Raw genomic sequence first — 25,028 nt, 5'->3', positions numbered from 1 at the left:
CCACGGAAGTTCGTACCATGGTAGCGCTGCCCATGTCGGAATGCGGTCGCCCTGCGCCCACCTCCGACGCCTTTCCCACGCCTGCCCTTCCACAATGGCCGTTTTGCTTCCGGAGCCCGCCGTGCCCGTAGCCCTGTCCCGCCGCTGGTTCCTGCCCCTGTTGTGGCTGCTCATGATCGCCTCGCTGGGCGCCGGCATCGGCATGCGCCAGCCGCAGCCGCCGGACGAGCCGCGCTTCGTGCTGGCCGCGCGCACCATGGTGGAAAGCGGGGAATGGCTGCTGCCGCACCGTGGCAGCGAGCTCTACGCGGAAAAGCCGCCGGTGTTCATGTGGCTGCAGGCGGTGGCCCACCAGGTGGTCGGCAGCTGGCACTGGTCCTTCCTGCTGCCCTCGCTGTTGGCCGCCCTGCTGAGCCTGTGGCTGGTCTCGGACCTGGCGCGACGGCTGTGGTCGCCACGGCATTCGCTGTACGCGATGGCCGCGCTGTTCTGCACGCTGCAGTTCGGGCTGATGGCCAAGCGCGCACAGATCGACATGGTGCTGGTGGGAATGACCACCGTGGCCCTGTGGGGCCTGCTGCGCCATCTGGCTGAGCGCCGCAACCTGCCGGCGCTGTGGCTGGCCGGCTTCGCCGCCGGCCTGGGTACGGTCACCAAGGGCGTGGGCTTCCTGCCGCTGCTGATGGTGCTGCCGTGGTTCGGCTGGTGGCTGTACCAGCGCCGCCGCGGGCAGGCCGTGGCGGGCCCGCACCCGGCCACCCTGCTGTGGGTGGTGCCGGCATTCCTGCTGGGCGTGGCGGTGTGGCTGGCGCCGCTGGGCTGGGCGCTGCTGCACGAGCCCAGCGCATCGCTGCAGTCCTACGCGCACGAACTGCTGTTCAAGCAGACCGGCACGCGCTACGCCAATGCCTGGCACCACCGCCAGCCGGTCTGGTACTACCTGCAGGTGATCCTGACGCTGTGGCTGCCCGGCAGCCTGCTGCTGCCGCTGCTGGCCAGGCCGTGGTGGCGCCGCCTGCGCCGTGCCGACCGCCGGCAGTGGCTGCTGCTGGGCTGGGCGTTGCTGGTGCTGCTGTTCTTCACCGCCAGCCCGGGCAAGCGCGAGGTGTACGTGCTGCCGATGCTGCCGGCGATGGCGCTGGCCGTGGCCCCGCTGCTGCCGGGCCTGCTGCGCCGCCTGTGCGTGCGCCGCTACCTGTTCGGCTACAGCCTGCTGCTGATGCTCGCCACCGGCACCCTGGGCGTGATGATGATGACCGACAGCCACTGGGCGCAGGCACAGCTGGCACGGCGGGCGATGCCCGATTCGCTGCTGCCGGTGCTGGGCAACGGCCTGCTGGTGTTCGCCATTGCCGTGGCCACGCTGGCGGTGTGGCTGCGCGTGCGCCGTGCGGCCGTGCTGGTCCTGCTCACCCACGGCATGCTGTGGATGCTCTATGGGCTGGTGCTGATGCCGACGCTGGACCCCTACGCCTCCGCCTCGTCGCTGATGAACCGGGTTGGCAAGCGGATCGGACCCGATGCCGAACTGGCCCTGGTGGCCTGGCGCGAACAGAACCTGCTGCAGGCCGACCGGCCGGTGCGCGAGTTCGGCTTCAAGCGCCCCTGGGCAGAGCAGTGGCACGATGCCGGCCCGTGGCTGGCCGAGGCCCCGGAAAAGCGCTGGGTGCTGGTGCTGGACAAGGCGATGAGCCCCTGCGTCGATCCGGCCCAGGTGGTCGACATCGGCATCGCCAACCGGAACCGCTGGCAACTGCTGCCGGGCAGCGCGTGGGACGCCCGTTGCCATGCCGAACGTGCCGGTGCATCGGAAGAAGAAGACTGAACCCTGGCTCCCCCCGGGATCGCATTAACCCGGCGCGAACGGATGTACGACCCTTCTCCGACATGAAGGTGACGAGCATGGCCGCGGATTCCTGTCATGGCCCCTTCCCGCATGCCCGCTCGTCCCCTTGTCCCGGCCTTTGCCTTCACGCCTTCGTGGCTCGCGTCGCGGTTCGCGCTGACGCATCTGCTGCTGCCCGTGGCCATCGGCCTTCCGCTGTTCACCCTGTTGATGGGCTTCGGCGGTGACCAATGGGTGGCCGATCACCTGTTCCGGCTGGAAGGTGGCCATTGGGCGCTGCAGGATGCCTGGCTGACCCGTTCGGTCGTGCACAAGGGTGGCAAGTGGCTGAGCACCGCTGCAGCGCTGGTCGCGATCCTGCTGTGCTTCCACCACTGGCGCCGCGGCCGTGACCGCACCCTGCGCTGGGCGCTGCTCTATGTGGTGGCGGCCATCGCGCTGGGTACCGGCCTGATCTCGCTGCTGAAGGCGCTGGTGCCGATGGATTGCCCGTGGGACCTGCTGCGCTATGGCGGCCACGAGCCTTTCATCGGCCTGCTGGCCAGCCGCCCCGAGGGCATGGCCGCGCGCGCCTGTTTCCCGGCTGGCCATGCCAGCGCCGGTTACGCCTGGCTGTGCCTGTACTTCTTCGCCCTGCTCTGGCGCCCGGCCTGGCGCTGGGCCGGGCTGTGGATCGGCCTCGGCAGCGGCCTGGTGTTTGGCATCAGCCAGCAGCTGCGCGGCGCCCACTTCCTTTCGCATGACGTTGCCACGGCGTTGCTGTGTTGGCTGCTGTCGCTGGGCCTGTTCCTGATCACGGAGCGGCTGCTGGCCCGGCGCACGCAGGAACGTCCGACCCGCCAGGAGGCACGTGCATGAATGCATCGGTCCAACGTTCGTTCCGCCTGCCGGCGCTGGCCAGCCTTCGCCGCTGGCGCCCGCAGCTGTCCACCGAAGCGCTGATCGTGCTGACCAGCCTGTTCTTCGCCGTCGCCGGCAACGGCCTGTTCTGGCACAGCGCCATGGCCAGCCATCCCGGCAGCCTGCGCTACGCGCTGTCGCTGTTCCTGCTGCTGTTGGGCGCGCATGGCGTGCTGCTGGGCATCCTGGTGTGGCGCTGGAATGCCAAGGTGGTGACCAGCGTGCTGCTGCTGGTGACCGCCTTCGCCGCGCACTACATGAGCCAGTACCACATCTACCTGGATGCGGACATGCTGCGCAACGTGCTGGCCACCGACCCGAAGGAAAGCCGCGAGCTGATGACGGTGTCGCTGGTGTGGCCGGTGCTGCTGCTGGCGGTACTGCCCATGGCGCTGCTGTGGCGGGTGGAGCTGCGCCGCCGCAGCTGGGGCCGCGCCCTGCTGTGGCGCGCCGGCTTCCTGCTGGTGGCGGCGGTCACTGTCGTGGGTGGCGCGCTGATCTCGTTCCAGGATGTCTCGGCGCTGATGCGCAACCAGCGCGAAGTGCGCTACCTGGCCACCCCGGCCAACGTGCTGCTGGGCATGCCGCGCGCACTGCGCGGCGACAACCCGGTGCAGCGCGCGCCGAAACTGCCGATCGGCACCGATGCCAAGGCCACCCCGCGCGCACCGGCCAGCAAGCCGCGGCTGCTGGTGATCGTGATGGGCGAAACCGTGCGTGCGCAGGACTGGGGCCTCAACGGTGGCCGCAACACCACCCCGGAACTGGCACAGGCACCGGTGATCAACTTCCCGGACATGCATTCGTGCGGCACCAGCACCGAAGTCTCGCTGCCGTGCCTGTTCTCGCCGTGGGGACGCCATGACTACGACGAAAAGAAGATCCGCGCCCACCAGTCGCTGTTGCACGTTCTGAACCGCGCCGGCATCGCGCCGCTGTGGCGTGACAACCAGTCCGGCTGCAAGGGCGTGTGCGAAGGCCTGGACTTCCAGTCACTGTCCGACGCGACCACGCCGGGCCTGTGTGCCGATGGCCGCTGCATGGACGAGATCCTGCTGCAGGACCTGGCCACGCAGGTGCGCGCCAAGCCCGGTGACCGCGTGGTGGTGCTGCACCAGCTGGGCAACCATGGCCCGGCGTACTTCGAGCGCTACCCGGCCGCCTTCGCCCGCTTCAAGCCGACCTGCGACACGCGTGACATCGGCCGTTGCACGCGCGAGGAAATCACCAACAGCTACGACAACGCGGTGCTCTACACCGACCACTTCCTGAGCAGGACGATCGGCACGCTGCAGGGCCTGCGGGACTACGACACGGCAATGATCTACCTGTCCGACCATGGTGAATCGCTGGGCGAGAAGGGCCTGTTCCTGCACGGCGTGCCCTACGCGATCGCGCCGGCCGAGCAGACCCGCGTGCCGATGACGATGTGGTTCTCGCCGGGCTTTGCCAGCAGCCGCGGGCTCGACCTGCAGTGCGTGCGCAAGCGTTCGGCGGCGTACACCGACCACGACAACCTGTTCCCGTCGGTGCTGGGGTTGATGCAGGTGAAGACGGCGCTGTACGAGCGTGACCGGGACCTGTTCGCCGGCTGCGAGAGCTGAGGGGGCGGGTTCTGGCAGGGCTTGCAGCCCTGCACCTGCTTCAAGCCAGAGCCGAAGCAACGTCAAAAGCCTGCATTCCGTGGGTTGGCGGGGTGGGTCCGGTTGAGGGGGACGCTGCAAGTACATCCATGTAAGCTCGGTCGCCGCATCCATGCGGCTCACGCCCCCTCAACCGGACCCACCCCGCCTTCGACAGTTTTCCGCGATCTGTCGGAACGGCTTTCTGCTCAGGTGGGTGCCGATTCCCGCTGCTGATGGTGGGTGCCGACCGTTGGTCGGCACGGTAGATCCACGCCATGCGTGGATGAATTCATTCGATATCTGACAGATGTGCCGACCAACGGTCGGCACCCACCAACAGGCGCCGGCCAACCCACGGATAGCCCGCTTTTGACGTTGACGTTGCCTTGGCCTCTGCAGGTGCAGGGCGCAGCCCTGCCGACCCCACCAACTTTCCCCACTTGCGGTAGGCACGCGCGCCCACTAGCCTTCGGCCGTCGTTCACCACCCAAGGACCGCCCGTGACTCACCGCCATCTCCTGCTGGCCTCGGCAATCGCCGCCGCCACGCTGGCCCTGGTCGCCTGCAAGAAGGAACCTTCGCCCGGCACCGAGGCCGCCACCGCCAGCGCGCCCGCCGGCGAGACCGCCGACCAGTTCGTCGCCCGCATCAACGCCGAATTCAAGGCCGCCTACCCGGAGATGACCTCGGCACAGTGGCTGTCCTCCACCTACATCAACAGCGATTCCGAACGCATCGCCGCCAAGGCCAACGAGCGCTCGCTGACCCAGCTCAACAGCTGGATCGAGCAGGCCGGCAAGTACGACGGCCAGCCGATGAGCGAGGACAGCAAGCGCGCCATCCACCTGCTGAAGCTGATGTCCTCGATGCCGGCGCCGCGTGATCCGGCCAAGCTGGCCCAGCTGACCCAGATCGCCACCCGCATGGAAGGCAGCTACGGCGCGGGCAAGTACTGCACCGATGCCAACGATCCCAACTCCTGCCGCCAGCTCGGCGAGCTGGAACAGGTGCTGGCGCGCAGCCGCGACTACGACACGCAGCTCGACGCCTGGCAGGGCTGGCACAGCACCACCAGGAGCATGCGCGGCGACTACCAGCAGTTCGTCAGCCTGGTCAATGAAGGCGCCAAGGGCATGGGCTTCACCGATGCCGGGCAGATGTGGCGCAGCGGTTATGACATGCCGCCGGAGCAGATCGGGCCGGAAACCGACCGCCTGTGGGAGCAGGTCAAGCCGATGTACGAGCAGCTGCACTGCTACGCGCGCGGCAAGCTGGACAAGACCTATGGCAAGGACAAGGCCGAAGTGGGCAACGGCCTGATCGCCGCGCACCTGCTGGGCAACATGTGGCAGCAGGACTGGTCCAACCTGTGGGACCAGCTGGAACCGTACCCCGGTGCCGGCAGCCTGGACATCACCGCAGCGCTGGAAAAGCAGTACCAGGCCAACCTGAGCGCGGCGCTGGCCAAGGCCGGCAAGGATGCCAACGTGGCGGCGCAGTACAAGGCGCAGCGCGAGGCCGAACTGCGCACCGCCAAGCAGATGACCGAGCGCGCGCAGGATTTCTACGTGTCGCTGGGCATGCCCTCGCTGCCGCAGACGTACTGGGAACGCACCCAGTTCATCAAGCCCGATGACCGCGACGTGGTCTGCCACGCCAGTGCCTGGGACATGAACATGGAAGGCGACGTGCGCACCAAGATGTGCATCAAGCCGAACGAAGAGAATTTCACCACCATCTACCATGAGCTGGGCCACATCTATTACGACCTGGCCTACAACCCGCTGCCGCCGCTGTTCCAGGGCGGTGCCAACGATGGCTTCCACGAAGCGATCGGCGACACCATCGTGCTGGCGATGACGCCCAAGTACCTGAGCTCGATCGGCCTGGTGGACGCGCCGAGCGAAAGCCGCGAGGCGGTCATCAACAACCAGATGCGCATGGCCCTGTCCGGCGTGTCGTTCCTGCCGTTCGGCCTGATGATCGACCGCTGGCGCTGGGGCGTGTTCGATGGCTCGATCACCCCGGACAACTACAACAAGGCCTGGTGGGACCTGAAGGCCAAGTACCAGGGCGTGGCCCCGGCCAGCACCCGCGGCGAGGAATTCTTCGATCCGGGCGCGAAGTACCACGTGCCGGGCAACACGCCGTACACCCGCTACTTCCTGGCGCGCATCCTGCAGTTCCAGTTCTACAAGGGCCTGTGCGATGCGGCCGGCTACAAGGGCCCGCTGCATGAGTGCACCTTCTACGGCAACAAGGAAGCCGGGCAGAAGTACTGGGCGATGCTGAGCAAGGGCGCCAGCCAGCCGTGGCAGGCCACGCTGAAGGAGCTGACCGGCAGCGACAAGCTCGATGCCGGCCCGATGATCGAGTACTTCAGCCCGGTCAACGACTGGCTGAAGCAGCAGAACCAGGGCCAGATGTGCGGCTGGCAGGCCAGCGCGGCACCGGCGGCGAAATGAAAGAAGGGGCGGGTCCGCAAGGATCCGCCCCTTTCTGGTAGTGCCGGCCGCTGGCCGGCAATGGGTTGCCGGCCAGCGGCCGGCACTACCGCAACTGCAGGTCAGTTGTTCTTTTTCGCCGCCATTGCGGCGGCCAGCTCGGCCTTGTATTCCTCGAAGGTCTGGCCCTTCTCCTTGGCCTCGGCCTGCGCGGCATCGCGCAGCGCATCGGAATAGACCAGGCGTACCGGCGTGCCCTTGCGCTCGTGCAGTTCACCGGCCTGCATGATCAGCGCGAGCACCTGCGCGGCACTCTCGCTGTGGCCGGCGATGCGGCCATCCATGCCCAGCACCCATTCGCCATCGCGGCGCACGACGCCAGCCAGCAGCGTGCGCTGCGCATCGCGCAGTTCGGCATGCGGCTCGACAGGCGAGCCCACCGGCGAGGCCTGGGCAGCGGCCTTGTTGGCAGCCTTTTCTTCCTGGCGGCGGCGCTGGTCGCGACGGGTCTTGGAGGTGGTGGACATGGGGCGGTACCGCGACGAGGGGGCGCAAGGATAACGCACCCCGGCCATGACGCCGCTTCACGGGCGCCGGCCCCGCCTGCTCAGTCCAGCACCCGGCCCTGCCGCCAGTAGCCCATGAACGTCAGCGCACGGCGGTCCAGCCCGCAGTCGCGGACCAGGTGGCGGCGGATCGCCATCACGGCCCCGGCCTCGCCGGCCACCCAGGCGTAGAACGGCCCGGCCACGCCCGCGTCGGACTGCTCCCACAGGATCTGTGCGTCCACGTCGATCTCGTCCAGCGCTTCCCCGGTAACCGCCGACGAGGCGGCCAACCGTGCCTGCACGGCCTCCACAAGCGCCTGGCCGTAAGCGGCCTGGCCGCGCGGCAGCCACATCAGTTCGGCAGTGGGCGGCGCCTTCAAGGCGATGGCACCGCCCTCGCCCGCCACTTCCAGCAGGGCCAGCACGCGCGGCGGATCTACCTGCGCGGCCAGTTCCTCGAGGATGCCAGCCACCGCCGGCAGCGCGGTCTCGTCAGCCACCAGCAGCATCTGGCCGACCCCGGCCGGCGGCTTCCATTCCCAACCGTCGCTGCTCTCGGCGCAATCGGCATCCGGAGCCAGCAGCACCACGCGGTCACCGGGCCGGGCATGCGTGGCCCAGCGCGAGGCCGGCCCGGTTTCACCGTGCAGGACAAAATCGACGTCGACCTCGCCCTGCGCGGCGCGCAGCTGGCGAAGGGTGTAGGTGCGCATCGGCGGCCGCTGGTCGTCGGCCAGGGCGCGGTAGCGGGCGTACCAGTCCTCGCCGCTGGGCACGTCCGGGGCGTCCTGGCCGGGCAAGGGAAAAAACACCTTGATCCGCTGGTCCGGGCCCTCGGTCTTCATCCGCGCCACGTCGGCGCCGGTGAACACCAGGCGGTGCAGGGAGGGGGAAAGGACGCGGCGCTCCTTCAGCGCCACCTCGAACAGGCGGTAGGTCTGCTGCGCAGCCATGGGGGTACCTCGCGACGGCTTCGGATCGGCTGGCCGTCATGCACCCGTGCAGTGGCTGGCTGGAACACCCAGCCTAGCCCGCCGCTGCAGCGCCGCAAGGGGCCGGGGGACGCTTGCGCCGCCCTGCCCCTGCGCGGTGCTCAAAGGCCGGTGGCCACTGCCTGCACTGCGCGCTCACGGCGGTGTTCCCAGTACCAGAACACGAAGCCGCCCGCGAAGAAGGCGGCCTGTCCCAGGGCCAGGTGCAGCGGGCTGCCACTCAGCAGCGGCGACACCACGCCGGCCACCACGGTGCTGATCATCAGCTGGATGAACGCCTGCAGCGAGGAGGCCAGGCCGCGCTGGTGCGGGTACATGTCCAGCACCGCCAGCGCCAGGATCGGGAAGATCAGCGCCATGCCCATGCCGCCCAGGAAGATCGGCAGCACCGCCCACGGCAGCACGAACTGCGGTGCCAGGGACACGTAGCCGACGTTGAGCAGCACCGACACCGCGCACAGGGTGAAACCGATGGCGACCTGGCGGGTGGGCGTGGTGCGCCCGGCCATGCGCCCGGACAGGAACGAACCGGTGGTCATGCCGCCGATGGTGGGGATGAACAACCAGGCGAAACCACCTTCGCCCAGGTGCAGGTGCTGCATGACGAACACCGGCGCCGAGGCGATGTACAGGAAGATGCCACCGAAACCGACGCTGCCAGCCAGGGCCAGGCGCAGGAAGCGCGGGTTGAAGCCGATGCGTACGTAGTCGCGCATCAGCACGCGCGGCGACAACGGCACGCGTGCCTCCACCGGGTGGGTCTCCGGCATGAAGCGGGCGGTGCACACCAGCAGCAGCAGCGAGAACGCCACCAGGAACCAGAAGATCAGCGGCCAGCCGGCGCCACTGAGCAGGATCCAGCCGCCGATGATGGGCGCGATGGCCGGGGCGATGCCGAACAGCATCGATACCTGGCTCATCAGCCGCTGCGCATCGTGGCCGTGGTACAGATCGCGGATGACCGCGCGGCCGACGATCATGCCCACGCCGGCCGACAGGCCCTGCAGCGCGCGGAACACCAGCAGGGTGCTCAGGTCGGTGGACAGCGCGCAGCCGACCGAGGCGCCGATGAACACCACCAGGCCGCCGAGGATCACCCGCTTGCGGCCCCAGGCATCGGACAGCGGTCCGTGCGCCAGGCTCATCAACGCGTAGAACAGCAGGTAGACGCTGATGGTCTGCTGCACCGCCACCTCATCCACCGCCAGGCGCTGGGCCAGCTGCGGGAAGGCCGGGAAGATGGTGTCGATCGAGAACGGGCCGAACATGGCCAGGCCGGCAAGCAGCAGGGCCATGCGTCGGGTGGAGGGGGCAACAGCGGGGGTCATCGGCAAAGCGTCCGGCAGGGCCATGCGCGGCACGCACGGCGGGCGCCGATCCCCTGCAGCAGGGACGGCGCCAGATGAATACGAGAGTCCGGCCATGATAGGCCCGGATTGCGGCCGATGCCATCGACCACTGCACGAAACGCATGGCCGGGCCATCGGCCATTCAGGCGCGCAGGCGCCCTGCCCCGGTTCCGGGCCCGTGTTCAGCGGCGGCAACCCGCTATAATCGACGGGCAACATGGTGGGAGAAGCGGAACACCGCTGCCGAAGGCGCAACGCCCGTAATCGCTCAGGCCCGATACCACCCGTAACAGAACTCTGGAGAGACCGGTTCGATCCGGCGCCGAAGGGGCACGAAGCTGCGGCCAGCCGCGCTTTTAAACTCTCAGGCAAAAGGACAGAGGGGCGCCCCGCAGACCGCCAGCCGGCGGCTTGTGCCCGTGCGTGTGCCCTTTCCTGACGGATCCTTCGCCATGTCCCAGAACACCCCCTCCCTGCGTGAGCTTGAGCATCATTCCGCGTTCGTCGAGCGCCACATCGGCCCCAACGATGCCGAGGTCGCGCAGATGCTCGATGTCCTCGGCCACGCCACGCTGGATGCGATGACCGATGCCATCGTGCCGGCCAGGATCAAGTCGCCCGCGCCGCTGGCACTGCCGGAATCGATGACCGAAGTGCAGGCGCTGGCCAAGATCCGTGCCATTGCCGACAAGAACACCGTGCTGCGCAGCTTCATCGGCCAGGGCTACTACGGTACCCACACGCCGAACGTGATCCTGCGCAACATCCTGGAAAACCCGGCCTGGTACACCGCCTACACCCCGTACCAGGCGGAAATCTCGCAGGGCCGCATGGAAGCGCTGATCAACTTCCAGACCCTGTGTGCCGACCTGACCGGCATGGAAATCGCCAACGCCTCGCTGCTGGACGAAGCCACCGCCGCCGCTGAAGCGATGACCCTGGCCAAGCGTTCGGCCAAGTCGAAGTCGGACACCTTCTTCGTGCACGACGCCGTGCACCCGCAGACGCTGGAACTGCTGCGCACCCGCGCCGAGCCCATGGGCATCGTGCTGCGCGTGGGCACCCCGGCCGAAGCGCTGGAAGCGGAGGCCTTCGGCCTGCTGCTGCAGTACCCGGACACCTTCGGCCAGGTCGGCGACTACAAGGCGCTGGTGGATGCCGTGCACGCGCGCGGCGGCCTGGTGGCCGTGGCCACCGACCTGCTGGCCCTGACCCTGCTGGCCGCCCCCGGCGAATGGGGCGCGGACATCGTGGTCGGCAACAGCCAGCGTTTCGGCGTGCCGTTTGGTTTCGGCGGCCCGCACGCCGCGTTCATGGCCTGCCGTGATGCCTACAAGCGCTCGATGCCCGGCCGCCTGATCGGTGTCTCCATCGATGCCGAAGGCAAGCCGGCCTACCGCCTGACCCTGCAGACCCGCGAGCAGCACATCCGCCGCGAGAAGGCCACCTCCAACATCTGCACCGCGCAGGTGCTGCTGGCGGTGATGGCCTCGATGTACGCCGTCTACCACGGCCCGGAAGGCCTGGCCCGCATCGCCCGTCGTACCCACCGCCTGGCCTCGATCCTGGCCGCATCGCTGCGCAATGCCGGCGTGCAGGTGGGTGGCGATTTCTTCGACACCCTGCACATCACCGGCGTGCATGCCGATGAGATCCACGCCAAGGCCCGCGCCGCCGGTTACAACCTGCGCGCGATCGACAGCGACTCGGTCGGCATCAGCCTGGACGAGACCGCGACCCGCGCCGACATCGTCGCCCTGGCCGCCGTGTTCGGTGCGCAGGCCGACGTTGACGCACTGGATGCCAGCACCGCCGACGCACTGCCGGCGGCCCTGCTGCGCCAGTCGGAATTCCTGACCCACCCGGTGTTCAACACCCACCATAGCGAGCACGAACTGCTGCGCTACCTGCGTTCGCTGGCCGACAAGGACCTGGCGATGGACCGCACGATGATCCCGCTGGGCTCGTGCACCATGAAGCTCAACGCCACCGCCGAGATGATCCCGGTGACCTGGCCGGAGTTCTCGCAGATCCATCCGCTGGTGCCGGCCGACCAGGCGCTGGGCTACAAGGAGCTGATCGACTCGCTGGAAGCGATGCTGGTGGAGTGCACCGGCTACGACGCGGTCAGCCTGCAGCCGAACTCCGGCGCGCAGGGCGAGTACGCCGGCCTGCTGGCGATCCGCGCCTACCACCGCTCGCGCGGCGAAGATCATCGCGACATCTGCCTGATTCCGGATTCGGCGCACGGCACCAACCCGGCCTCGGCGCAGATGTGCGGCATGAAGGTCGTGGTGACCAAGACCGATGCCAACGGCAACGTCGATGTCGAAGACATCCGCATCAACGCCGAGAAGTACAGCGACCGCCTGGCCGCGATCATGATCACCTACCCCTCCACGCACGGCGTGTTCGAGGAAGAAGTGGTCGAGATCTGCGAGATCATCCACCAGCATGGCGGCCAGGTGTACACCGACGGCGCCAACATGAACGCCCTGGTCGGCGTGGCCAAGCCGGGCAAGTGGGGTTCGGACGTTTCCCACCTGAACCTGCACAAGACCTTCTGCATCCCGCACGGCGGCGGCGGCCCGGGCGTCGGCCCGTGCGCGGTGAAGGAACACCTGGCCCCGTTCCTGCCGGGCAAGCTGGGTGACAACGGCCCGGTCGGCATGGTCAGCGCGGCCAGCTTCGGCAGCGCCTCGATCCTGCCGATCAGCTGGATGTACATCGCCATGATGGGCAGCGAAGGCCTGCGCAAGGCCACCCAGGTGGCCCAGCTCAACGCCAACTACATCGCCAAGCGCCTGGCCCCGCACTTCAAGACCCTGTACACCGGCCGCAACGGCCTGGTGGCGCACGAGTGCATCCTCGACGTGCGCCCGCTGGAGAAGACCAGCGGCATCGGCGCCGAAGACGTGGCCAAGCGCCTGATCGACTTCGGCTTCCATGCCCCGACCCTGAGCTTCCCGGTGGCCGGCACGCTGATGGTCGAGCCGACCGAGAGCGAATCGCTGCACGAGCTGGACCGCTTCATCGACGCGATGATCCAGATCCGCGAGGAAATCCGCGCGATCGAGGACGGCCGCCTGGACCGCGAGGACAACCCGCTGAAGAACGCCCCGCATACCGCGACGGCGGTGACCGCCAGCGAGTGGACCCACGCCTACCCGCGTGAGCTGGCGGCCTTCCCGCTGCCCAGCCTGAAGCTGCAGAAGTACTGGCCGCCGGTGGCCCGCGTCGACAACGTGTACGGCGACAAGAACGTGATGTGCGCCTGCATCCCGGTCGATGCCTACAAGGACGACGAAGTCGAGGCGTAAATTCCCGATGGATCGGTAAACGGAACGGCCCGCGCAAGCGGGCCGTTTTCGTTGTGCCTCACGGGTCCGGCATCTGCCCCAGGCTCAACTGCCACGACACGCCGTAGCGGTCCTGTACCCAGCCGTAGCGGTTGCTGAAATCGTAGTCCCCCACCGGCATCAGCCAGTGCCCGCCCTCGCCCAGCACCCGCGCCGCGCGCTCGAACTGCTCGCTGCCGGCGCATTCGACGAACAGCGAGATCGACGGACTGAACGTAAAGTCGTGCACGTCCAGGCTGTCGAAGCACAGGTAGTGGGTGCCACCCAGCAGGAAGATGGCCTGGCGCACCTGGCCGGGCACGCCGGCGCCGGCACCTTCGGGGTGATGTTGCAGGGCCAGCAGGCGGAAATCGGCGAAGGCGTCGGCGTACAGGGCCATGGCGGCCTCGGCCTGGCCGGTGAACATCAGGAACGGGCGACTGCGCAGCATGCGGTACTCCTGTTCGACGGGCCGGTGACGGCCCAAGCGATCAGGATGGCACGGCGGATGTATGCCTTCTGTAGAGCCGAGCCCATGCTCGGCTGGCGGCCGCGCGAACAGCAGCCGACCGTCGGGTCGGCTCTACAGAATTACGCCTCGCGCATGCGCCGCGCAATGGCACTGCCGGCGGCGATGGCCGCGGTCAGCGCCACCATCGACAGGAACTGCAGGCGCGTATGCGCCTCGCTCAGCAGCAGGCCGAAGATCAGCGCCAGGATGCCCAGCGCGCACACCGTCAGCCACGGGAAGCCGGCCATGCGGAACGGCAGGCGGGCGCCCAGGCGATCGGCACGACGGCGCAGCACCAGCTGCGAAACCAGCGACAGCGTCCACACCAGCAGGCAGGTGGAGCCGACGATGTTGAGCAGCACCGGCAGCACCTTGTCCGGGAACAGCAGCTCCATGATGGTGGCGGCGAAGCCGAACAGCACGCTGGCCAGCACGGCGATGACCGGCACCTGGCGCGGGTCGGTCCAGCCCAGCACGGCGGGGGCTTCGCGGCGCTGCGCCAGCGAATACATCATGCGCGAGGCACCGTAGAGGTTGGCATTGAGCGCCGACAGCAGCGCGATCACCGCGATCAGGGTGATGGCCGTGGCCGCGCCCGGAATGTTGGCGACCGCGAGCACGGCGGCAAACGGCGACTTCAGCGACTCGCTGGTCCACGGCACCACGGCGATGATCACGCTGAGCGAGCCGATGTAGAACACCAGGATGCGCCAGGCCACGGTGCGGATGGCACGGGCGATGCTGCGCTCGGGGTCTTCGGTTTCGGCGGCGGCCACCGCCACGATCTCGGTGCCGCCGAAGGCGAACACCACCACCAGCAGGGCCGCGCCGATGCCGGCCAGGCCCTTCGGCGCGAAGCCGCCGTGCTGGGTGAAGTTGCTCAGCCCCGGCGAGGCCACCTGCGGCAGCCAGCCCATCAGCAGGGCGATGCCGATGGCGATGAAGGCCAGGATGGCGGCCACCTTGAGGATGGCGAACCAGAATTCGAACTCGCCGAAGTTCTTCACCCCGAGCAGGTTGATCGCAGTGAAGAACAGCATGAAGGCCAGCGCCGCCATCGGGACCGGTATCACCGGCCAGACCGTGGCCAGCAGGCCGGCCGCACCCACCGCCTCGGCGGCGATGACGATGACCAGCTGCACCCACCACAACCAGCCCACGGTGGCACCGGCGGTGGCGCCCATGGCATCGGCCGCATACACCGAGAACGCGCCACTGGTCGGCTTGGCCGCGGCCATTTCGCCCAGGGCATTCATCACGATGATCACCAGCGCGCCGGCCACCAGGTAGGACACCAGCACGGCCGGGCCGGCCGCCTGCACGCCCACGCCGGAACCGAGGAACAGGCCGGCGCCGATCGCGCTGCCCAGGCCCATCATGATCAACTGGCGCGGCTTGAGCGAATGGCCAAGGCGGGAAGGCGTAACGGGGCTGGCGGGCATCGGCGGGACTGGCGGCGGCTACAGGGGCGTCACCTTACATTGTCCCCCACCCACGGGGATAGGCACAGTGCAGCAGACCGCTCAGGACAGCAGGGCCTCGCCGACACTCCCCCCGATACGGGCCCGATAGGCACGCGGCGAGAAACCGGTTTCAGCCTTGAATTTGCGGGTGAACGCACTCTGGTCGCTGAAACCGCAGGCCTGGCCGATGCAGGCGATGCTGTCGTCGCCGTGCAGCAGGTGCATGGCCATCTGGATGCGCAGCCGGGTCAGCACCTGCTGCGGGGTCATCTGGAACACCTTGCGGAAGCTGCGCTCCAGCTTGGACAGCGAGAAACCGGTGATGTCCAGCAGGGTCTGCATGCGCACGTTCTCGGCGTAGTGCGCGTTGAGGTGGGCCAGGGCCAGGCGCAGCTGCTCGTACTGGGTGCCCAGGCTGTCCTTCTGGCCCAGGTCGCGGGAGATGCCGATCAGCCCCTCGATGCTGCCATCCACCAGCAGCGGCCGCTTGCAGGTCAGGCACCAGCCCGGTTCGCGGTTGGCGAACAGGTGCAGCTCCATCAGGTTCTCGATCACTTCACCGGACAGCACGCGTGCGTCCTGGTCCACGTAATCCGCGCTCAGGCCGGTCGGGTAGATCTCGGCAGCGGTGCGGCCGATGACATCCTTGCGCGCACGCAGGCCCAGCCGCCGCAGCATGGTCTGGTTGACGTGGGTGTAGCGGCCCTGGCGGTCCTTCATGAAGAACAGCACGTCCGGAATGGCGTCGAACAGGGCTTCGATGTCGGTGGGCTCGACTCGCATGCAGCAAGCATACCCGAGCCCGCTTTTGCCTGTACGTTCACCCGCGGCGGACCGTGGGTTAACGGCCCGGGGGCGACTGTCATGGCTTGACCCCTCGTATCCCGGAGACCCCCCCGATGGCCGCCAGCAAGCCGACCGGCAAGCGCGCACCCGCCCCGTCCCAGACGTCCCAGGCCCAGCAGCGCGGCGACGCTGACGAACTGCACCTGCAAGCCGGCGGCACGCATCCGGCGATGACCACCGCACAGGGCATTCCGGTGGCCGACAACCAGAACTCGCTGCGCGAAGGCCCGCGCGGCCCCACCCTGCTGGAGGACTTCATCCTCCGCGAGAAGATCACCCACTTCGACCACGAGCGCATTCCCGAACGCATCGTGCATGCGCGCGGCAGCGCCGCCCATGGCTATTTCGAACTGACCCGTTCGCTGGCGAAGTACACCCGCGCCCGCGTGCTCACCGAAGTGGGCACGAAGACGCCGGTGTTCACCCGCTTCTCCACCGTGGCCGGCGGCGCCGGCTCGGTCGACACCCCGCGCGACGTGCGCGGCTTCGCGGTCAAGTTCTACACGCCGGAAGGCAACTGGGACCTGGTCGGCAACAACATCCCGGTGTTCTTCATCCAGGATGCGATGAAGTTTCCCGACCTCGTGCATGCGGTGAAGATGGAGCCGGACCGTGCGTTCCCGCAGGCCGCCAGCGCGCATGACACGTTCTGGGATTTCATTTCGCTGATGCCCGAATCGATGCACATGATCATGTGGGCGATGAGCGACCGTGGCATCCCGCGTTCGCTGCGCATGATCGAGGGCTTCGGCGTGCACAGCTTCCGCCTGTTGAACGAGAACGGCGACTCCACGTTCGTCAAGTTCCACTGGCGGCCGAAGCTGGGCATCCAGTCCACCGTGTGGGACGAAGCGCTGAAATTGCAGGCCGCCGACAACGATTTCCATCGCCGCGACCTGTTCGAGGCGATCCAGCGCGGCGACTTCCCCGAATGGGAACTGGCGGTGCAGCTGTTCACCGAAGAAGAGGCTGAGGCGTTCCCGTTCGACCACCTCGACCCGACCAAGATCATTCCCGAATCGCTGGCGCCGCTGAAGGTGATCGGGCGCATGGTGCTGGACCGCTGGCCGGACAATTTCTTCGCAGAGACCGAGCAGGTGGCGTTCTGCCCCGCCAACGTGCCGCCCGGCATCGATTTCAGCAACGATCCGCTGCTGCAGGGCCGCCTGTTCTCCTATCTGGACACGCAGCTGATCCGCCTGGGTGGGCCGAACTTCCACCAGATTCCGGTCAATGCCCCCAAATGCCCCTTTGCCAACCACCAGCGCGATGGGCACATGCAGATGCAGGTGCCGAAGGGCCGCGTGGCCTACGACCCCAGCTCGCTGGAGGACGACAGCCCGCGCGAAACCGCTGCCGGGTTCCGCAGCCATGCAACCGCCGATGATGGCCGCAAGGGCCGCACGCGTGCGGCGAGCTTCGCCGACCACTACAGCCAGGCGCGCGCGTTCTTCCGCAGCCTGGAAAAGCCAGAGCAGGCCCACCTCGCGTCTGCGCTGGTGTTCGAGCTGTCCAAGGTGGAAACACTGAAGGTGCGCGTGCGTACCGTCAGCCACCTGCGCAACATCGACGAGACATTGGCCAAGCGCGTGGCCGATGGCCTGGCCCTGGCCGACCTGCCTGATGCTGCACCGACCGCAACGCCCGCACAGGACATGCCCGCCGTTCCGGAAGTGCGCATCATCGGCCGCACGAAAGACACGCTGCAGGGGCGCTGCATCGGCATCCTGTTCGATGAGGGCTCTGATGCGGGGCTGATCGCCAGCCTGCGCAAGGCCGCGCAGAAGGCCGGTGCCGAAGTGAAACTGGTGGCGCCGAAAGTGGGTGGCGCCACCCTCAGCGACGGCAAGCGTCAGGCTGCCGATGGCCAGCTGGCGGGCACGCCCTCGGCGGTGTTCGATGCCGTGGCCGTGGTGCTCAGTGCGGACGGGGCCAAGGCGCTGGCCAAGGAAGCCGCTGCCGTCGAATTCGTCAGCCATGCGTGGGCACACCTGAAGGCCATTGCCAGCGATGCCGGTGGCCAGGCGCTGTTGAAGGCCGCCCGCGTGGGCAACGATGCCGGCACCGTGGAAGCCGAGGACGCCAAGGGCTTCCTCGCTGCCGCGGCCACCCGCCAGTGGGCACGCGAACCCAAGCTGCGCCTGCTGGCCTGATCGTTCCCTACAGGAGAAGCGACATGCCCCGTGGTGAGAAATCTGCCTACACCGACAAGCAGAAGCGCCAAGCCGAGCACATCGAGGAAAGCGAACGCGCGCGCGGCGCCAGTGAGAGTACGGCCGAACGCATCGCGTGGGCCACCGTCAACAAGCAGGATGGCGGTGGCAAGCGCAGCGGCAGCGGGCGCAAGGCGGCGAAGAAGGCGCCTGCGAAGAAAGCCGCTGCAAAGAAGACTGCTACAAAGAAGTCAGCAGCGAGTAAGGCGCCTGCGAAGAAGTCGGCTGCAAAGAGAGCCCCCGCATCCACGACGGCAAAGAAAACCGCGACGAAGAAAGCCGCGGCGAAGAAAACTACCGCCGCAACCCGCAGCGCCGCCGCCAAGAAGGCGGCGGCAACCCGTGCGCGGAAGACGGCGGCACGCAAGACAGCAGCAAAAAAGGCTGCCCGAACGCGCGCCAGAGCTTGATAATCACCCAGGCAGCCCCAACCGCACCTGCAATGCCAGGTGCGGGATCTGCGCGCCTTCGGTTTCGTTGCTGTCCATGCCTCCTCCCTCGGCTCCAAGCGAGCACCCCAGCGAGCATCGCCGAAAAAGGGGGCCGCGCGGTAGAGTCGAGCTTGCTCGACTCTACCGGCGCAGCGGTCAGGCCGCGCGCGCCACCACGGCACGGGCTGCACCGCCCTGCTCGATCTGGAACACCGACACCGAGGTGGTCAGTGCGTTGGCCTGCTCTTCCAGCGCGCGGCTGGCCGCGGTGGCTTCCTCCACCAGCGCCGCGTTCTGCTGGGTCACCTGGTCCATCTGCACCACCACCTGGTTGACCTGTTCGATACCCGCGGCCTGTTCCTTGCTGGCCGCAGCGATGTCGCTCATCAGCTGGTTGGTGCGCGAACTGGCGTGGGCCAGGCGGGCGATCGCCGCCTCGGACTGTACGGTTACGGCCAGGCCGCTCTGCACCTTGGCGGCGGCATCCTCGATCAGCTCCTTGATCTCCTTGGCGGCGACGCCGGCGCGCTGCGCCAGGGTGCGCACTTCACTGGCGACCACGGCGAAGCCACGGCCCTGCTCACCGGCACGTGCCGCTTCGACGGCGGCGTTCAGCGCCAGGATGTTGGTCTGGAATGCGATGCCGTCGATCACCGTGGAGATCTCGGAGATACGCGCCGAGGACTGGTCGATCTCGCCCATCACCGTTGCCATCTGCGCCATGGCCTGTTCGGTTTCGCGCACGGCAGCACCGGCCGCGTGGGCTTCGCTGTCCGCCTGGCGGGCCAGCTCGGCGTTCTGGCGCACGGTGGAGGTCAGTTCCTCCATCGATGCAGCAGCCTCTTCCAGGTTCGCCGCCTGCTGTTCGGTACGGCGCGAGAGATCACTGTTGCCCGCAGCCAGTTCCTGCGCCGCATTGTTGATGCTGTCGGCCGCCACCTGGATGCCGCGGACGATGCCGGTCAGCTGTGTGGTGGTGGTGTTGGCATCGTCGCGCATGCGGGCGAAGACACCTTCGTACTCACCGTCCATGCGCGCGGTCAGGTTGCCGTGCGAGATCGCACGCAGCACATCGGACACGTCGGCAATGCTGGCCTGCGAACTGGCCATCATGGCGTTGAGGTGTTCGACCATCGCGCGGTACTGGAACTGGAACGCCTCGGCATCGCCGCGCACGCTGAAATCGCCCGCGCCGGCGGCCCGGGCCAGCGTGTCGATCTGCGCGCTGATCGCCATCAGGCTCTGCTTCACCGCGGCCAGGGTGCGGGTGAACGCGCCCTTTTCACCCGGGTACTGCGGCAGGTCGCGGCTGAGATCGCCGATCGCGTAGCGCTGCATGACTTCAGCCATCAGCAGTTCCACCTGCACGTGCGATTCCACCAGGCTGTTGGTGGCCTGCACCATGCGGCCGAAATCGCCGGGGAAGGCGCGGGCATCCATGCGGTAGCCGATGGCACCGGCCTCGTGCTGTTCGGCCATCTGCAGCTGCGCGCCAATGGCGGCCTGCACGCTCTGCCGCACGCTGCCCATGGCCTCGCCCAGCTGCGTCAGTTCATCGCGGCCACCCAGGTGGAAGGACTGGTCCAGCTCGCCCTTCGAGAGCTGCTGCGCCAGCTGCACCGCGCGCGCCAGCGGGCCGGTCATGCTGCGCCCGATCATCACCGAAGCGGCGATGCCGACCAGCAGCGCCACGCCGCCCAGCACCAGCAGCTGCAGCAGGCTGCGCTCGCCGAGGCGGATCGCTTCGGCCGCCGCCTCGCGGCTCTCTTTTTCCTCGAAGGCCACGCCATCAGCCAGCGCCTTGTTCCAGCCGTTGGCCGCTTCCTGCACCGGGCCCAGGGTCAGCGCGACCGCGCCGGGGAAATCCCCCTGTTCCATCAGTTCGCTGGTCTGCTTGTTGAGCGGGCGCGCAATGGCACGCTTGGCCGCGATGGCCTCGCCCATGGCCTTGCCCTCGGCATCGCCGGGCAGCGCCTGGTAGGCGGTCCAGCTGGCCTCGTAGCGCTTGACCAGGTCGGCGATGCGCTTCTCGTCGGCGTCGCGAGCATCACCCTGGCGGATCAGCATCTCGCGGCGCACGACCATCATCTGGTTGTTGGCATCGAGCATCTCCGACAGCAGCCGCACCTTGGCCACGCTGACGTCGACCACCTGCTGCATCGCGCGCTTCTGCACGGCGGTGGCGGTGGCGCCGGTAGCGACCACGGCAGCCACCAGCAGCAGCAACAGGCCAAAGCCAAGGCCAAGGCGCCAGGCAACCCTGACGTTCCTCAAGTAGTTCATGGGGGTATCCAAACGGGGGGGATGTGCCCTTATCGGCGCGCCGCCCGCTCGCCTTGACCGTGCAACCGTGAACGCTTCGGTGGGCGTTCACGTTGGCCGTTCAGCCGGATGCCTGTTGCGGTTGCAGCGGACAGGCGCTGGCCAGGCGGGTGGCCAGGTCCTGGCGCAGGGCGCTGAGCGCGGCGATGCGGGCGTCGATGTCGGCCAGTTTTTCCTGCAGTGCGGCCGCCAGCAGCGGGCCGGCATCGGCCTGTTCCCACAGCCTGGGCAGGCGCTGGCCGATCTCGGCCAGGGTGAAACCGAGCTGCTGGGCCGTGCGGATGTAGTGCACCAGCATCGCGGTTTCATCCGGGTAATCGCGGTAGCCATTGGCCAGGCGCCGTGCGCCGATCAGGCCCTGCTTCTCGTAGAAACGCAGCGCTTCGCGCGAGAGGCCGCAGGCCTGGGCCAGTTCTCCAATCTGCATGGGGGCTCCAGAAAACGCTTGACCCTGAAGTTTACTTCAGCCCTGACAGTACGCCCTCTTTTCCCTGTTGAAGGCGTCCATGCTCACCTCCCGCTATCTCCGCATCGTCCGCGCCAGTGCTTTCTACGACCTGCTGGTCACCCTGCCCTTCGCCCTGCCCTGGACCTTCGCCCCGCTGCACGCGGCGATGGCTGCGCTGGCCGATGCCTGGCAGCTGCCGGGCCAGGTACCGGCGCTGGACCCGCTGCACATGCTGCTGGCCAACCTGCTCGGCTCGGTGGTGGTGGTGTGGTCGCTGGCCCGCGTGCTTGCCCCCAGCGTGCTGCTGGGCCGGCTCGATGCCGCCGCACGCGGGCTGTTCGCGCTGTGGCAGGTGTATGCGGTGCTGCACGGTGCCAGTGCGATCCTGCTGCTGTTCACCGTCGCCGAGATCGTCTTCGGCGTGCTGCAGAGCTGGCGCATCCAGGATCCACCCGCACGTTGAGCGCTCATCTGCCGCTCAGCAACACGCCCGTGTTTTCACGCGGGCTGGTCGCGGGGTGCAGGCATGGTGGGGGCACGTTCTGCAGGAGCTTCCCATGCGTTCACCCCGTGTTGCCGTGCTTGCGCTGTCGCTGCTGGTTTCCCCTGCATTCGCGCAGGCCCCGCCGGCCAACCTGCCTGCGCCCATTGCCGAGCGTGCAGGACCGGACATCGCCGCACGCTCGCCGCTGCACGCACAGGTACTGCTGGACCGCGCCAATTTCTCGCCCGGCCAGATCGATGGCGAGGTGGGCAGCAACCAGCGTCGCGCGGTGTCCGGCTTCCAGGCCGCACACGGGCTGACCGTCACCGGCGAGCTGGACGATGCGACCTGGAACGCACTGCAGGCCGATGCCAACGCGCCGCTGGCCAGTTACACGCTGACCGCCGAGGATGTGGCCGGTCCGTTCCAGCCGGTGCCGAAGGGGCCGGCCGCACAGGCCAAGCTGAAAGCACTGGGCTACGGCAGCGTGGAAGAGTCGCTGGGCGAGCGCTTCCATGCCTCGCCCGAGCTGCTGAAGGCCCTCAACCCCGGCGTCGACCTGGGCAAGGCCGGCAGCCGCATCCAGGTGCCCAACATCGCCCCGGCGCCGTTGCCGAAGGCGGCCAAGGTGGTGGTCGACAAATCCGATTCCACCCTGCAGCTGCTCGATGCGGCGGGCAAGGTCATCGCGCAGGTGCCGGTGTCCTCGGGCAGCCAGCACGATCCGCTGCCGATCGGTGAATGGAAGATCCTCGGCGTGTACCGCGACCCGCCGTTCCACTACAACCCGAAGCTGTTCTGGGATGCGCGCAAGGGCGAGAAGAAGGCGACGCTGCCGCCGGGCCCGAACAACCCGGTCGGGCGCGTCTGGATCGACCTGTCCAAGCCGCATTACGGCCTGCACGGCACGCCCGAACCCGGCCATGTGGGCAAGACCGAATCGCATGGGTGCGTGCGCATGACCAACTGGGATGCGGTGCGCGTGGCCGATGCGCTGGATACCTCGGTACCCGTGGTGATGCAGGAGTAAGCCGATGCGTCTTTCGCAGCTGATCGTACTGGGCGTGCTGCTGGGCCTGGGTGCAGGCTGGTGGCTGCGCCGCGATGCGGGTGAGCCGGTAGCGGTTGCCCTGCCTGCAACGCCACCCGCAGCCGTGACGGCGGCGCCGGTGAAGCCGGCTGCACCCGCGCGCGTGGATGCTGCGGCTCCAGCACTCACGCTGGCCTCTCCCGGTGCGGATGCGCCCGCAGGCCTGCTGCTGCCCGTGCAGGGCATCCAGGCATCGCAGCTGCGCGACACCTTCACCGATGCACGCAGCGAGGGGCGCGTGCACGATGCCATCGACATCATGGCCGACGCCGGGACGCCGGTGCTGGCGGTGGCCGATGGCACGGTGGAAAAGCTGTTCGACAGCGAACGCGGTGGCCTGACGATCTACCAGTTCGAGCCCAGCGGACGCTGGTGCTACTACTACGCGCACCTGCAGCGCTACGCCGATGGCCTGGCGGAAAAGCAGGTGATCAAGCGTGGTGAAGTGATCGGCTACGTCGGCAGCACCGGCAATGCCAGCGCCGAGGCCCCGCACCTGCATTTCGAGGTGCACGTGCTGGGCCCGGAGAAGCAATGGTGGAAGGGCGAATCGATCAACCCTTACCCGTTGCTGCAGGCGGCTGGCCGCTGAGGCTTCAGCCGACTGCGCTGCGTGCGGCGCGCAGGCCCGCCTGCAGCGTGTTCACTTCGGCCATCCATTCGTCCAGCGAATCGACCTCGTCCCACAGCTCGCGCAGCTCACTGTCTTCGGCCGTCACCTGCTGTACGGCGCGTTCGGCCAGTGCCAGCAGCGCGGCGGTCGGGCGCTGCGGATTGGCCTTCATCCACGCCTGCAGGTCTTCCTCTTCGGCGATCGCCGGCGAGGGATTGCCCAGCAGCGCCAGGATCACTTCCGCTGCGGCCAGGGCCTTGCTGCCGTCGCCGGCGTCCAGGTCTTCGTCGGTCTCGGCAGCCGTGCGCAGCGCGTCTTCCAGCAGTGAAAGATCCGTGCTTTCGCGCAGGTCGCAGACCAGATCGCAGGCGTCATCGTTCTCGAATGTACCGCTGCCCCATGCACCCATGATGTTGCTCCTTCCTTGATTGATGTCCTGCCACGCGCGGACCGCGAGGCGCGACGCAGAAGCATGCGGCACGGCTGCGGATCCTGGCAACCCACCGGCGCACTCAGAGACCGCAGGCCACCCGCACCGCTTCACAGGCGGCGATGAGATCTTCCACCAGGCGCCCGCTGACATCCAGTTCGCCCTCGTACTCGGCGATGTTGCGCTGCTGGTGGCACTTGTCGAGCACGCGCCATACCTCCGGGCCGACGCCCAGCGTGTGCTTGAGCGACTGGAACACGATGTAGCGGTTGCTGGGCCGGAACCCCTGCGCACGAAGCGCTGCCAGGCTCAATGCGTGGGCGGCGTTGTAGGCCAGGTCGAAGCGGCTTTCCAGCGAAAGCGTCGCATTGCGTGCGTCACGCAACCGCGCCAGGCCCGAGCGCTGCAGGCCTTCGATCTCGCGCGGATCCGGCGGCTCGGCGCTGAGCGGTTTACCCGGCCCGACCAGGTTCTGCAATGGCGAGGTCATCCATTCCTCCAATCACCCACAGCTTGGGTTGTTCCAGTACACGCTGCAGGAAGGCATTGCCCTTGTGCAGGCGATCGTTCAATTCGTCGTGCGTGTACAGCGTCGGGTTCACCGGCCGTCCCAGGCGATCTTCCAGCGGATCGAGCACGGCCATCAGCTCAGCATAGCCCAGCGTATCGGAGACCAGCATCAGGTCGATGTCGCTGTGCGCGCTGTCGGTGCGCTTGGCCACCGAGCCGAAGACGAAGGCCGCCGCAATCTGGTCCTGCAGCGGCTGCAGTGCGTCGCGCAGCGGCTGTGCAAGGCCGATGGTCTTGTGCACCAGCGCCACCAGTTCGGCATGGATCGGCGAGCCCGCAAATGCGCGATAGCGCTTCTGATTGCCGACCTTGCGCTGCTCGACCAGTCCACTGGCGACCAGTTTGGCCACTTCGCGCTGCACGGCGCCGGAGCCGGCACCGCTGCCACTGATCAGCTCGGAAATGCTGAAATCACGGCGGTCCTGCCCGAACAGCAGGGCCAGCACCCGTTGCTGGGTCTGGGTGAACAGCGCGTCGGCCAGGCCGATGGGGCCTGTGGACGATGGGATGGCGGCATTGATACCCATATTGGGCATTATTGTGCCCATATTGGGCATCATGCAAG

At 67.9% G+C, this 25,028-nt stretch carries 21 protein-coding genes and 1 riboswitch; of the genes, 10 read left to right on the top strand and 11 right to left on the bottom strand.

Features of this window, described 5'->3' with window-relative positions:
• Nucleotides 1-103 precede the first annotated feature (103 nt).
• From QMZ26_RS14820 to QMZ26_RS14805, 4 genes are all read left to right on the top strand, one after another.
• Complete coding sequence (locus QMZ26_RS14820) at nucleotides 104-1,825, top strand: glycosyltransferase family 39 protein (RefSeq protein ID WP_283221910.1); 1,722 nt, start codon at nucleotides 104-106, stop codon at nucleotides 1,823-1,825.
• 111 nt (nucleotides 1,826-1,936) lie between these two features.
• The gene (locus QMZ26_RS14815) at nucleotides 1,937-2,704 is read left to right on the top strand and encodes a phosphatase PAP2 family protein (protein WP_283221909.1); all 768 of its coding nucleotides are present in this window, start codon (nucleotides 1,937-1,939) and stop codon (nucleotides 2,702-2,704) included.
• Entirely contained in the window at nucleotides 2,701-4,350 is a 1,650-nt protein-coding gene (locus QMZ26_RS14810) for a phosphoethanolamine--lipid A transferase (RefSeq protein ID WP_283221899.1), read from the top strand. The genes QMZ26_RS14815 and QMZ26_RS14810 overlap by 4 nt, the downstream gene beginning before the upstream one ends.
• Nucleotides 4,351-4,871: 521 nt before the next feature.
• On the top strand, nucleotides 4,872-6,836 hold the full coding sequence (locus QMZ26_RS14805; protein WP_283221898.1) for a M2 family metallopeptidase: 1,965 nt from the start codon (nucleotides 4,872-4,874) through the stop codon (nucleotides 6,834-6,836).
• A 101-nt stretch (nucleotides 6,837-6,937) separates the two neighbouring features.
• Here the strand turns inward: QMZ26_RS14805 and QMZ26_RS14800 are convergent, their stop codons facing one another.
• From QMZ26_RS14800 to QMZ26_RS14790, 3 genes are all read right to left on the bottom strand, one after another.
• Nucleotides 6,938-7,342 (bottom strand): hypothetical protein, encoded by a 405-nt coding sequence (locus QMZ26_RS14800; RefSeq protein ID WP_200732639.1) that lies wholly within the window; start codon nucleotides 7,340-7,342, stop codon nucleotides 6,938-6,940.
• A gap of 80 nt (nucleotides 7,343-7,422) precedes the next feature.
• Nucleotides 7,423-8,316 carry a siderophore-interacting protein gene (locus tag QMZ26_RS14795; protein ID WP_283221897.1) on the bottom strand — a complete coding sequence of 298 codons (894 nt, stop codon included), beginning with the start codon at nucleotides 8,314-8,316 and terminating at the stop codon, nucleotides 7,423-7,425.
• A gap of 140 nt (nucleotides 8,317-8,456) precedes the next feature.
• Nucleotides 8,457-9,683 carry a multidrug effflux MFS transporter gene (locus tag QMZ26_RS14790; RefSeq protein ID WP_200732641.1) on the bottom strand — a complete coding sequence of 409 codons (1,227 nt, stop codon included), beginning with the start codon at nucleotides 9,681-9,683 and terminating at the stop codon, nucleotides 8,457-8,459.
• Between the two features lie 308 nt (nucleotides 9,684-9,991).
• Nucleotides 9,992-10,094: riboswitch (glycine riboswitch) on the top strand.
• 62 nt (nucleotides 10,095-10,156) lie between these two features.
• Between QMZ26_RS14790 and gcvP the strand changes: the two genes are divergently transcribed.
• Nucleotides 10,157-13,024 (top strand): aminomethyl-transferring glycine dehydrogenase, encoded by a 2,868-nt coding sequence (gene gcvP / locus QMZ26_RS14785; protein ID WP_079222770.1) that lies wholly within the window; start codon nucleotides 10,157-10,159, stop codon nucleotides 13,022-13,024.
• A 58-nt stretch (nucleotides 13,025-13,082) separates the two neighbouring features.
• Here the strand turns inward: gcvP and QMZ26_RS14780 are convergent, their stop codons facing one another.
• From QMZ26_RS14780 to QMZ26_RS14770, 3 genes are all read right to left on the bottom strand, one after another.
• The gene (locus tag QMZ26_RS14780) at nucleotides 13,083-13,493 is read right to left on the bottom strand and encodes a VOC family protein (RefSeq protein ID WP_079222771.1); all 411 of its coding nucleotides are present in this window, start codon (nucleotides 13,491-13,493) and stop codon (nucleotides 13,083-13,085) included.
• 140 nt (nucleotides 13,494-13,633) lie between these two features.
• Nucleotides 13,634-14,995, bottom strand: coding sequence for an amino acid permease (locus tag QMZ26_RS14775; RefSeq protein WP_283221896.1), 1,362 nt, complete (start codon nucleotides 14,993-14,995; stop codon nucleotides 13,634-13,636).
• Nucleotides 14,996-15,076: 81 nt separating this feature from the next.
• Nucleotides 15,077-15,799 carry an AraC family transcriptional regulator gene (locus QMZ26_RS14770; RefSeq protein WP_200732643.1) on the bottom strand — a complete coding sequence of 241 codons (723 nt, stop codon included), beginning with the start codon at nucleotides 15,797-15,799 and terminating at the stop codon, nucleotides 15,077-15,079.
• Nucleotides 15,800-16,032: 233 nt separating this feature from the next.
• On the opposite strand from QMZ26_RS14770, the gene QMZ26_RS14765 reads away from it, so the two are divergent.
• Both QMZ26_RS14765 and QMZ26_RS14760 read left to right on the top strand, forming a co-directional pair.
• Nucleotides 16,033-18,015 (top strand): catalase, encoded by a 1,983-nt coding sequence (locus tag QMZ26_RS14765; protein WP_283221908.1) that lies wholly within the window; start codon nucleotides 16,033-16,035, stop codon nucleotides 18,013-18,015.
• Between the two features lie 23 nt (nucleotides 18,016-18,038).
• Nucleotides 18,039-18,485 (top strand): hypothetical protein, encoded by a 447-nt coding sequence (locus QMZ26_RS14760; RefSeq protein ID WP_283221895.1) that lies wholly within the window; start codon nucleotides 18,039-18,041, stop codon nucleotides 18,483-18,485.
• Nucleotides 18,486-18,662: 177 nt separating this feature from the next.
• Here QMZ26_RS14760 and QMZ26_RS14755 read toward each other — a convergent pair whose 3' ends face one another.
• Nucleotides 18,663-20,789 carry a methyl-accepting chemotaxis protein gene (locus QMZ26_RS14755; RefSeq protein ID WP_200732646.1) on the bottom strand — a complete coding sequence of 709 codons (2,127 nt, stop codon included), beginning with the start codon at nucleotides 20,787-20,789 and terminating at the stop codon, nucleotides 18,663-18,665.
• A gap of 100 nt (nucleotides 20,790-20,889) precedes the next feature.
• The gene (locus QMZ26_RS14750) at nucleotides 20,890-21,255 is read right to left on the bottom strand and encodes a MerR family transcriptional regulator (protein ID WP_108758029.1); all 366 of its coding nucleotides are present in this window, start codon (nucleotides 21,253-21,255) and stop codon (nucleotides 20,890-20,892) included.
• Nucleotides 21,256-21,334: 79 nt separating this feature from the next.
• Between QMZ26_RS14750 and QMZ26_RS14745 the strand changes: the two genes are divergently transcribed.
• The 3 genes from QMZ26_RS14745 (at nucleotide 21,335) to QMZ26_RS14735 (ending at nucleotide 23,442) form a co-directional block, all read left to right on the top strand.
• Nucleotides 21,335-21,739 (top strand): hypothetical protein, encoded by a 405-nt coding sequence (locus tag QMZ26_RS14745; RefSeq protein ID WP_283221894.1) that lies wholly within the window; start codon nucleotides 21,335-21,337, stop codon nucleotides 21,737-21,739.
• Between the two features lie 94 nt (nucleotides 21,740-21,833).
• The gene (locus QMZ26_RS14740) at nucleotides 21,834-22,790 is read left to right on the top strand and encodes a L,D-transpeptidase (RefSeq protein WP_283221893.1); all 957 of its coding nucleotides are present in this window, start codon (nucleotides 21,834-21,836) and stop codon (nucleotides 22,788-22,790) included.
• Nucleotides 22,791-22,794: 4 nt separating this feature from the next.
• Nucleotides 22,795-23,442, top strand: a complete 648-nt coding sequence (locus QMZ26_RS14735) for a M23 family metallopeptidase (protein WP_283221892.1) — start codon at nucleotides 22,795-22,797, stop codon at nucleotides 23,440-23,442.
• A 4-nt stretch (nucleotides 23,443-23,446) separates the two neighbouring features.
• Here the strand turns inward: QMZ26_RS14735 and QMZ26_RS14730 are convergent, their stop codons facing one another.
• The 3 genes from QMZ26_RS14730 to QMZ26_RS14720 form a co-directional block, all read right to left on the bottom strand.
• Nucleotides 23,447-23,872 (bottom strand): DUF4259 domain-containing protein, encoded by a 426-nt coding sequence (locus QMZ26_RS14730; RefSeq protein WP_188115487.1) that lies wholly within the window; start codon nucleotides 23,870-23,872, stop codon nucleotides 23,447-23,449.
• Between the two features lie 103 nt (nucleotides 23,873-23,975).
• A complete protein-coding gene (locus QMZ26_RS14725; RefSeq protein WP_079222784.1) occupies nucleotides 23,976-24,383 on the bottom strand; it encodes a hypothetical protein in 408 nt (135 codons plus the stop codon).
• The gene (locus QMZ26_RS14720) at nucleotides 24,346-24,990 is read right to left on the bottom strand and encodes a transcriptional regulator (RefSeq protein ID WP_283221891.1); all 645 of its coding nucleotides are present in this window, start codon (nucleotides 24,988-24,990) and stop codon (nucleotides 24,346-24,348) included. Before QMZ26_RS14720 ends, QMZ26_RS14725 begins: the two co-directional genes overlap by 38 nt.
• Nucleotides 24,991-25,028 lie beyond the last annotated feature (38 nt).

Origin of the sequence: Stenotrophomonas sp. PFBMAA-4, assembly GCF_030053215.1 — a bacterium.
Lineage (GTDB): Bacteria > Pseudomonadota > Gammaproteobacteria > Xanthomonadales > Xanthomonadaceae > Stenotrophomonas.
The sequence above is the reverse complement of the archived record's forward strand: the minus strand, read 5'-3'. Positions and strand labels throughout refer to the sequence as shown.